Consider the following 9839-nt stretch of genomic DNA (forward strand, 5'->3'; position numbering starts at 1 on the left):
CAATGGAAAAAACTTGTACAGAAGTGTGGAAGAACTGTCTTCAAATTATTAAGGATAACATTCCGAACCAAAGTTTCAAAACTTGGTTCGAGCCAATAACTGCCCTTAAATTGGAAGGTAAGGTTTTAACCATACAGGTGCCAAGTTTGTTCTTTTACGAATGGCTTGAAGAACATTATGTAGGCTTGCTACGTAAGACTGTAAAAAAGCAACTTGGAGAGGATGGCAGGTTGGAATATAACATCGTTGTAGATAAATCATCAAACAGCGGTAATCCTTATACTACCAATATGCCCTCAAATGGAAATGGAGCGGAGGCAAAGGTACAATCGATGCCAATTCCGGTTTCCATTAATAAGGATATTAAAAACCCTTTTATTATTCCCGGATTAAAAAAATTAAACGTTGATCCACAATTAAATTCTAACTACACTTTCGAAAATTACATTGAAGGAGATTGCAACCGCTTGGCGCGTTCTGCAGGTTACGCTGTAGCTGCTAAACCAGGAGGTACGTCTTTTAACCCATTAATGATTTACGGAGGAGTAGGTTTAGGTAAAACCCACCTGGCGCAGGCAATCGGTAACGAGATTAAACGCAGCATGCCAGATAAACTGGTGATCTATGTAAGCTGTGAGAAATTCTGTCAGCAATTTGTAGATTCCCTAAAAAACAACACCATTAACGATTTCGTTAACTTTTACCAGGCAATGGATGTAATCATTATGGATGATGTGCATAATTTTGCAGGTAAAGAAAAAACACAGGATATCTTCTTCCACATTTTTAATCACTTACACCAATCGGGCAAACAGGTAATCTTAACCTCTGATAAAGCACCGAAAGATTTAGCTGGTTTGGAAGAACGTTTATTAAGCCGTTTCAAATGGGGTTTATCTGCTGATTTGCAGATTCCTGATCTTGAAACGCGTATTGCTATCTTAAGAAAGAAAATGTATGCCGATGGTATTGAGTTACCTGGCGAAGTTGTAGAATATGTTGCACACAACATTGATAACAATGTACGTGAGCTTGAAGGCGCTATGGTATCTCTTTTGGCACAGGCTACTTTGAATAAAAAAGAAATTGATTTAGCCTTGGCTAAACAGATGTTGAAAAACTTCATCAAAAATACTTCTAAAGAAATTTCGATGGAATACATCCAGAAATTGGTTTGTGAGTATTTTGAGGTTCCTGTTGATATGGTTAAATCGCAAACCCGTAAACGCGAAATTGTGCAGGCACGTCAGATTTCGATGTACCTTTCAAAAAGCCATACCAAATCATCATTGAAAACTATTGGAGCTTTCTTTGGTGGCCGCGATCACAGTACTGTAATTTACGCATGCCAAACGGTTGAGGATTTAATCGATACCGACAAAAAGTTTAAAGCTTACGTACACGATATCCAGAAAAAATTAAAAATGAGCTAAATTAAGTTCAGGGACAGAAAGGTAAAAGGGTTTAAATTAAAATCTTTCGTCCAGGTTCGAAATTTTAGGCTATAACCAGAAAGTCCCGGTTTTTAACCGGGACTTTCTGGTTTATTAGGTTTATGACAATTAAAATTTTTCAATTTCCGCCAAACCATATAACAAAGCGGCAACGTGCAGTGCCTGTGCTATTTTATTATCTTTAATAAGCTGTTTTACCTCATCAACCGAATATTCTTCTACATTTAAAATTTCATGTTCATCTAAATGCTGCTCGTGTGTTTTAACACCGCCTGTTAAAAAGTAGGTAAAAGTTCTGTTATTTGATGTTGCAGGGTTAGGGTAAAGCTCTGCTATAAATTTGCAGGTTTTAAAGCTATAGCCTGTTTCTTCTAAAAGCTCGCGTTTAACAGCAAATTCTGGTGTTTCGTCACCATCCATTACTCCACCTGGAACCTCAAGCGAAACAATATCTGCGGCATGGCGGTACTGGCGTACCATAATTATTTTTCCTTCTTCAGTTAATGCAATGGCATTTACCCAGTTCGGATATTCCAATACATAATAATCGTCTTTTACTATGCCATCAGGAAGTTTCACTTCGTCTACCCTTAGGGTAGCCCATTTTTCTCTTACTAAATATTTAGAGGCCAGTTTCTGCCACTTTTCTATAATCATTTTTTGTTTTAATTGAATTTATTGCAAACTAAAAACTGCCAATCGCTAACTTATGTACTGTTGTATTGTTTTCTGACGGTGCAGATTTACCAAATGTACAATCTTATGCTGATCTGATAAATACTCGTAAACCAAATTGAGTTTGGGTGCAATCATCAGGTTTCTTTCTTCACTGATGCCTAGTTCGTAATATAAAAATTCGCTTAACGAATCGAGTTTTTCAGGAGGAAGATTATCTTTCTTTAACCATTTTTCAAAAACAGTAAGATCTTCACTTTCCAGAATTTCTTTGGGCAATTGAAAACCGCTTAACATGGTTTCATCAAAAATAATGCTGGCTTCTGCTAATTTGCCTTCTAATTTTAGCCCCATAATACGGGCCAAAACCTGAGCTAGTTTCTGGATTTCCGCTGTTATTAAATCTCTTCTGTACATTGTTGTTTTTTGTTGGAATGTTTTTTTTTGGAAGGTTGAAATGTTGTTTTAGTCAGAGTTCTGGTTCTATAAGTTCAAATACAGGAAATGATTAACCATGAACGAATAATCAGTTTTCAATTTGCAGTTAACCAATCACTATTGAATCAATAAACCAAGCTTACCAGCTTCCGCTTGCACCACCGCCACCGCCGCTTCCTCCGCCAAAACCACCGAAACCGCCACCACCTCCAGATGATCCACCGCCCCAGCCGCTACCACGGTCTCCGCCACCGCCACCAAAAAGCATAGCCCAAAATAGTGCGTTGGATGCGCCGCGACCACCAATGATCTGACTTCCGCCTCCGCCACCTTTTCGTATAATGATGATGATCACAACAATAATGATGATGATAATGGCAATGCTGCCCGCGCCACCGCCACCTGTTGAAGAGGCTTTTGGATTGTCGTTTTTATATTCGCCACGTGTGTATTTGATAATTGATGAAGTACCTTTATCTAAACCAGCATAATAATTACTTTCCTTAAAATTGGGCTTTATATCGTTATCTATAATACGTTTGGCATAAATATCCGGCAGTGCACCTTCCAGGCCATAGCCGGTTTGTATGGATATTTTTCGGTCACCAACAGCCACAACAATCATAATACCGTTGTTTTTGCCGCCTTGACCAACGCCCCATTTTCTAAGCAGCTCTACTGCATATTCATTAATATCATAACCGCCAACGGATTTTAAGATGGCAATGGCAATCTGAGTTGACGATGAATCGCTAAAGGCTACCAGTTTATTTTCCAGTGCCTGTTTTTGATCCGCAGATAATACGTTCGCATAATCATTAACCAAGGTATTAGGTTTCTCCGGAAAATCCTGTGCAAATGCAAAACTGAAGAATAAACTAAGGAGCGATAAAAGGAATATTTTCTTCATCGCTTATTTATTTTCAAAATTATCCATAAAAACGATATCATTTGGCAACTCATTTATGTCGCCCTTTTGTGGAGGGAAGAATAAGGCCAGTTTTTCTCCTGCCAGTGCAACACCGGCAATAATACCATCGGCTAAATTACCTTTAGCAAAATGAGCAGTCATGGCAATTTTGGTGGTTTCCCAGAAGTTTTCTGGTACTACCTGGTGAATACCAACATCGCCTATGATGGCAAATTTATGGTCTGCATGTGCAAGGTAAATCAGTACACCATTTCTTCTGGCAGTTTTATCCATATCCAGTTTGTGAAAGTATTCGATGGCTTTTTCGTACGGTTCACCTTCACAAAGCTTATCAATAGCAATCCTGATCTCTCCCGAAGTTGACTTTTCGGCATCCGATATTGCATTTGCTATTTTTTCTTGTTCAATATCTGAAAATAATGGCATGTGTTTCTTTTATAAGAAGTAAAAAGGGTAATGAATGTTTAATTAATAAACATTCATTACCCTTAAATGTTATCGTTAGAATATTAAAATTCTACTTTAGGTGCATTTTTTGCAGCAGCATCAGCTTCAAAATAACCTTTTGGTTTAAAACCAAACATTCCGGCCGTTAAATTAGTCGGAAATGACCTGATTTTACCATTATATTCCTGCACGGCATCATTAAAATCTTTACGTGAAACCGTAATTCTGTTCTCGGTACTTTCTAATTGTGCCGATAAATCACTAAACTGTTGTGTAGCCCTTAGTTCAGGATAATTCTCCGTAATCGATAATAATTTACCCAGGGCCTGGCTTAGTTGTCCCTGAGCTTCCTGGAATTTTTTGATGTTTTCTGGCGATAAATCATCCGTGTTAACCGTCATTTGTGTTGCTTTCGCACGTGCTTCAGTCACCGCAGTTAGCGTTCCTTGCTCAAATTTCGCTGCACCTTTTACTGTTGCTACCAGGTTCGGAATCAAATCTGCTCTTCTCTGGTATTGGGTTTGCACCGTTCCCCACTTCGATTTAACGTTCTCATCCAATTTAACCATGCTGTTGTATCCGCATGAACTTAAAGTGCTCACTGCAATAACTGCAGCTAAAATTCCAAATATTAATCTTTTCATTTTTATGGTTTTTGTCTTCTCAATCAAACTGAATTATAGTTCAATTTACAAATTAGATATCAAATTGCATGCCTTTGTTACAATTTGTATCATTATCTGCCAGGTTGACAAGTCAATTATTGGTTTAATAAGATAAATTGGTATTTTTTGTTTTGAAGCGCAGGACCTTTTGCTTTTATTAAAGTTCGTCCCGATGTCCGCTTTATCCGGACGAAAATTCGGAATGCCCGCTCCGCTCGGTGCTAAAAACATCGGCCTATGGCACAGAAAACCAACATAATAGCAGATAACTAACGTAATTAAACCCGATCGAACGGATGCCCCCGAATTTTTTATCGGGGCAGGAGGTAGAGCGGGGGGAAACGGCCTATGAAATACTGCAATTGCTTTCCAAAAAACATAAAGGCATTACTTTAGCCTACTGATAATTTTTAGTCATATCCTGAAATCATCAAATATGCTTTCAGATGCCTATCTTTGTACCATTCGGGATAAAAACCCGACTTGATATGCAAAAAGACATCGAAATTACTTTGCTCCCGCATCAGGTTGAGCAAACTGAAGTTATTAAAGAGAAACTTGCTGAAGGCTTAAAACTATCTGAATCTCGGATTAAAGGTTACGAAATTTTAAAAAGATCAATCGATGCCCGTTCCCGGAAGGTGATTTTCCGCTTACAGGTAAAGGTTTTTGTAGATGAAGAAGCCATTCCCGAAGTTTATACCATCAATTATCCGAATGTAAGTGCGGCTAAACCTGTTATTATCATAGGAGCTGGTCCAGCTGGGTTATTTGCTGCTTTGCAATGTATTGAAAATGGGTTAAAGCCTATTATTATCGAGCGCGGAAAAGATGTTAAACAACGGCGCAGGGATCTGGCTGCCATAAATAAACAGGGTTTGGTGAATACCGAATCCAATTATTGCTATGGCGAAGGCGGTGCCGGAACTTATTCTGATGGTAAATTATACACCCGATCTAACAAACGTGGCGATATTAATAAAGTGCTTCAGGTTTTTGTAAACCATGGTGCCGAGCCCGATATTGCTATTGATGCCCGTCCGCATATTGGCACCAATAAACTTCCCCACATTATTACTGCGATAAAAGATACCATTTTAAATGCCGGTGGAGAAGTGATGTTTGATAGCCGGATGACTGATATTTTAGTCGAATTTGGAACCGTAAAAGGAATAGAAATTAATTTTGAAGAGAAACTCCTGGCTGACAATATTATTTTGGCAACAGGTCACTCTGCAAGAGATGTGTACGAATTGTTGAACAGTAAAAATATCCTCATCGAGGCAAAACCTTTTGCTTTGGGCGTTCGGGTTGAACACCCGCAAGAAATTATCGATTCTGCACAGTATCATTGTGATATCCGTTCTGAATTTTTACCTCCGGCATACTACAGTTTGGTTGAGCAGGTTGGTACCCGTGGTGTATTTTCTTTTTGCATGTGTCCTGGTGGTATTATTGCGCCTTGCTCTACCGGCGAAAATGAAATCGTGGTAAATGGCTGGTCGCCATCCAAACGCAACAATCCTTACGCCAATTCAGGTACCGTAGTTCAAATTACCTTAAACGATGTTCAGGGTTACGATCCGTTGAGAATGTTGAATTTTCAGTCCGAAATCGAAAAAGCTGCTTTTGAGGCCGGAGGTGGTAATCTGGTTGCCCCTGCACAAAGAATGGTCGATTTTGTGAACAATAAATTATCACTCGATCTGCCAAAGAATTCATATTTGCCAGGTACCAAAAGCTCGATGCTTGATAATATCCTACCCGAATTTGTATCCGATAGTTTGCGTGCTGCATTGCCTTTGTTTGGAAAAAAAATCAGAGGTTATTACACCAACGAAGCTATTTTGGTGGGCGTGGAGAGTAGAACTTCTTCTCCGGTAAGGATTCCGAGGGATAAAGAAACCTACCAGCATCCACAGGTAAAAGGGTTATATCCATGTGCCGAAGGCGCAGGTTATGCCGGTGGGATTGTATCGGCAGCAATAGATGGAATTAACTGTGCTAATGCAATATTGAACGCATCTTAACAAACTTTATATTGTACCAGTTGTTATTTTGGTATGTTTAATATTACGAACGAAATAAAAAAAGCCTTTAATGGTGATGCATGGCATGGTAATCACGTTATGCAAACATTAAACAATGTTAATCCCGAAAAAGCATTTAGCCATTTTGTACCGGGGGCACATTCTATAGCTGAAATTGCGCTGCATTTAACCGCATGGACAGAAGAAGTAAGTTCAAGATTAACCGGAAAGCCTGCTGCAGAACCTGCCATGGGCGATTGGCCAGAACCTGAAGCCAGGACACCACAGGCCTGGGAGCGTATTATATTTAATTTTAAAATTGCCAACGAAGAGTTAATCCGCATTTGTGAGGCGCTGAAAGATAACCAATGGAATGATGAAGTAAAGAGTGAGCGAAATCCAGCTTTAGGCACCGGTGTAACCAATGTAGAATTGGTAAGCGGTTTAGCGCAACACCACGCCTACCATTCTGGTCAAATTGCTTTGTTGTCGAAATTTTAAAAAATCAGAAGATGAAGAAAACATTGATTATAGGCGCATCGCCAGATCCATCACGATATTCGTATAAAGCGGCCAACATGCTCAAACGTTTTAATCACGAAATTGTTAACGTTGGGATCAAGAGGGGAGAAGTAGCGGGTGTTGAAATTGAAAAACCCGGAGAAATCCATCACGAGATCGATACCATTACCTTGTATATTGGCCCCGCTTTACAGCCACAGTACCACGATTATATCCTGGCTACCAAACCCAAACGCGTAATTTTCAATCCTGGTACGGAAAATTACGAGCTCGAAAAATTATTGGATCAGCATGATATTGAGCCTGTTGAAGCTTGTACCTTAGTGCTGTTAAGTACCGGTCAATACTAAAACCGGTATACTACGCCCCAGTTTACATAGTCGGCCTGTGCAAAGTGCATATAGGTTTTTGCCTGTAAGCCTAAGTGTGGCGTAATGTTAAAAGTAGGCCCAAATGTCCAGTACCAGGTCGCTTTGTCCATCAATCTGTTGTAATGGATATATTTCCCAATTTGTGCGGCAACAGTTACCCGCCATAAATTAATATCAGCACCAATACTCAACCCGGTGCGCCACCTGTCGTACGAAGTGCCATAATTCTGAAAGGTATCATTAGCATTATTCGGATCATAAACAGTATAATAATAAACCGCATCCGCACCCGCCTTAAGTGACATTACATCATTCAGGTAAAAATTATAGCCGGCATATAACCCACTTTTGTACAAACTTTTATTTCTATTCGCAAACACGCCACGTGCCCCTAAGCCGGCACTAAGCTCAATAGAGTTGCGCTGTAAAGTAGTATAGGTGCTTTTCCGCTCGGCAGTTAATGCCTTCTGGTTGTTCAATTTCAGGCCGATATAAACATTTCCGGTATTTAAGCCCCCGTTAGGAACCGTAGCACCACCGTTTGATACGTGTAAAAAACCAAAACCAACCAATAAATCGGCATATTGACTCATTGGCAACTCCATTCCTAAATCTGCTTTAATGGTTTCGTTAACCGGACTACCTAAAAACCTGTTTTTGGTATTATTGAAGTAATATTTATTCGTATAACCTAAACCAACACCGGGAGTGAAATTAAACTTTGCCTTTCCGATTTTAAATAACTGAAAATCCATCTGCGCCACCAGGCCATATACCTGCCCGAATGCATTAGCCGAAGTATCTTTGGTTCCCTTTAACTTGCTGAGGTCTCTGAAAATAAACCCTATACCATACGATTTTGCGCCGCTGAAGCCAATCCATTTGTCGCTGTGCTGACTGATATCCTTAAAGTAGGCGGCATCAAACCCCGTAATCTGATCCTGAAACAAATGCCCCTGATCATTGTTAATATGCGTACCAAATATAGGCTTAAGAATAATTGAATGATTTTCTGGTGCAATTTGAGCCTGGGCAAAAATGCTGCATGTAATCAGGATGATCAAAAAAAGGAATTGTTTTTTCATTAATTTTTACTAAAACGGTAAGCAAGACTATAAAAAGCATAACGGTAGCCTGTAGCACTGTTTTTAACTTCGTTCGAAGTAAAAGTAGCCGTATAATTAGCTGTCCACCGTGCAATGGCAAATGTTAAACCCACTTGCGTGGTAAAAACAACAGGTTTAGGTTTGAATGTTATTGGTCCCTTATCACTCAAAAATAAGCCACCCTGTAAACTCGAATCGAAGGCAACCGCATGCAACTGTGGCATAACCGAAAGAAAAAGTTCGTATTTGCGCATTGCTTTATATGTGTTATTATTGCTAATTAAACTGTTAAAAGCAGAAGAACCCTCCATATCGTTAAATCTGCCCAAACGAAACATCGCGCCAAGGTTGGCTTTTGTAATTACATTACCAACCGCTGCCGAAGCTGTTCCTGTAACATCAAATAGCTTATTATTCGTAGTTAATAACAATTTATTGTATTCAGCGCCTAAGTTTAATGTCGGTTCACTGTTTAAACCGTATTCCCATCCCTCAATCTGGTTTTGACCAACCAATTTGTGAAAAGCCTTCTGAAATTTTTCGCCCAGTGCATCCTTTCCCGTAACTCCTGCTTGTACCGAAACCTTTAACATTTGTTTATTTGCGTAAAACCAACTGTAGTTTGCCTCTCCATACAGGTAAGCTGTAAAAGGCCTGTCGTGTAATGCAGGGTTCGGTGCGAAACTGTAATAGGGATTGTATATTTTCTGTCCAAATTCAAAACCTATGATTTCTTTACTTCTTCCGGCTTTCAAATTTTCGCCGTTTAAAGCATGCCTGTATTTAATAAAGGCACCATTTGTGTAATAACGGTCGCTGGTGATATCGATATAAGCGTCGTTTTCAGAAATAACAACCAGCTCATTTTTATAATTTTGGGCATAACCAATTTCCGCTATTCCAATAAATAGCATAATCAGGTTTAATTTGAGCATTAACTTCATTTATAAAGGACAATTTTAATAAAGGCATAAAAGTATTAATTATTGTTTGAAATTTCACCGGCAGGTGCTTCCGATGTTTAATTGGTTAAGGAGTGGGCTTAGGAAGTTTTAAGCTGGTTATTTTTTAGCAAATCAGATTCTGTGCTACTATAAGTATGTTATTACGGCGCGCTTTATATATTCAACCTATCGGATTTTGAAACCTGATAGGTTTGTTAAATCGCCCCAAACACCTGATTTGCCAAAAAGTTTTGCC

Annotated in this window: 11 protein-coding genes; 4 read left to right on the forward strand and 7 right to left on the reverse strand. The window is 39.2% G+C overall.

Annotated features, from left to right (window positions below):
• The first annotated feature begins 2 nt into the window (after positions 1-2).
• Positions 3-1433 (forward strand): chromosomal replication initiator protein DnaA, encoded by a 1431-nt coding sequence (dnaA, locus tag R2R28_RS05085; RefSeq protein ID WP_025145530.1) that lies wholly within the window; start codon positions 3-5, stop codon positions 1431-1433.
• 129 nt (positions 1434-1562) lie between these two features.
• Here the strand turns inward: dnaA and R2R28_RS05090 are convergent, their stop codons facing one another.
• From R2R28_RS05090 to R2R28_RS05110, 5 genes are all read right to left on the reverse strand, one after another.
• Positions 1563-2111 (reverse strand): NUDIX hydrolase, encoded by a 549-nt coding sequence (locus R2R28_RS05090; RefSeq protein ID WP_316824621.1) that lies wholly within the window; start codon positions 2109-2111, stop codon positions 1563-1565.
• A gap of 45 nt (positions 2112-2156) precedes the next feature.
• Positions 2157-2546 (reverse strand): hypothetical protein, encoded by a 390-nt coding sequence (locus R2R28_RS05095; protein ID WP_316824622.1) that lies wholly within the window; start codon positions 2544-2546, stop codon positions 2157-2159.
• 160 nt (positions 2547-2706) lie between these two features.
• A complete protein-coding gene (locus R2R28_RS05100) occupies positions 2707-3477 on the reverse strand; it encodes a TPM domain-containing protein (RefSeq protein ID WP_316824623.1) in 771 nt (256 codons plus the stop codon).
• Positions 3478-3480: 3 nt separating this feature from the next.
• Positions 3481-3924 carry a TPM domain-containing protein gene (locus R2R28_RS05105; protein WP_316824624.1) on the reverse strand — a complete coding sequence of 148 codons (444 nt, stop codon included), beginning with the start codon at positions 3922-3924 and terminating at the stop codon, positions 3481-3483.
• Between the two features lie 83 nt (positions 3925-4007).
• Entirely contained in the window at positions 4008-4589 is a 582-nt protein-coding gene (locus R2R28_RS05110; protein WP_316824625.1) for a LemA family protein, read from the reverse strand.
• A gap of 509 nt (positions 4590-5098) precedes the next feature.
• Here R2R28_RS05110 and R2R28_RS05115 point away from each other — a divergent pair.
• The 3 genes from R2R28_RS05115 to R2R28_RS05125 are packed head-to-tail and all read left to right on the forward strand — an operon-like array spanning position 5099 to position 7512.
• The gene (locus tag R2R28_RS05115) at positions 5099-6640 is read left to right on the forward strand and encodes an NAD(P)/FAD-dependent oxidoreductase (protein ID WP_316824626.1); all 1542 of its coding nucleotides are present in this window, start codon (positions 5099-5101) and stop codon (positions 6638-6640) included.
• A gap of 33 nt (positions 6641-6673) precedes the next feature.
• Complete coding sequence (locus R2R28_RS05120; protein ID WP_316824627.1) at positions 6674-7141, forward strand: DinB family protein; 468 nt, start codon at positions 6674-6676, stop codon at positions 7139-7141.
• Positions 7142-7152: 11 nt separating this feature from the next.
• On the forward strand, positions 7153-7512 hold the full coding sequence (locus tag R2R28_RS05125; RefSeq protein WP_316824628.1) for a CoA-binding protein: 360 nt from the start codon (positions 7153-7155) through the stop codon (positions 7510-7512).
• Here the strand turns inward: R2R28_RS05125 and R2R28_RS05130 are convergent.
• The gene (locus tag R2R28_RS05130; protein WP_316824629.1) at positions 7509-8618 is read right to left on the reverse strand and encodes an acyloxyacyl hydrolase; all 1110 of its coding nucleotides are present in this window, start codon (positions 8616-8618) and stop codon (positions 7509-7511) included. The two genes, R2R28_RS05125 and R2R28_RS05130, sit on opposite strands and share 4 nt — an antisense overlap.
• Positions 8618-9574 carry a lipid A deacylase LpxR family protein gene (locus R2R28_RS05135; protein ID WP_316824630.1) on the reverse strand — a complete coding sequence of 319 codons (957 nt, stop codon included), beginning with the start codon at positions 9572-9574 and terminating at the stop codon, positions 8618-8620. The genes R2R28_RS05130 and R2R28_RS05135 overlap by 1 nt, the downstream gene beginning before the upstream one ends.
• Between the last annotated feature and the right edge of the window lie 265 nt (positions 9575-9839).

It is taken from the genome of Pedobacter miscanthi (assembly GCF_032678605.1).
Lineage (GTDB): Bacteria > Bacteroidota > Bacteroidia > Sphingobacteriales > Sphingobacteriaceae > Pedobacter > Pedobacter miscanthi_A.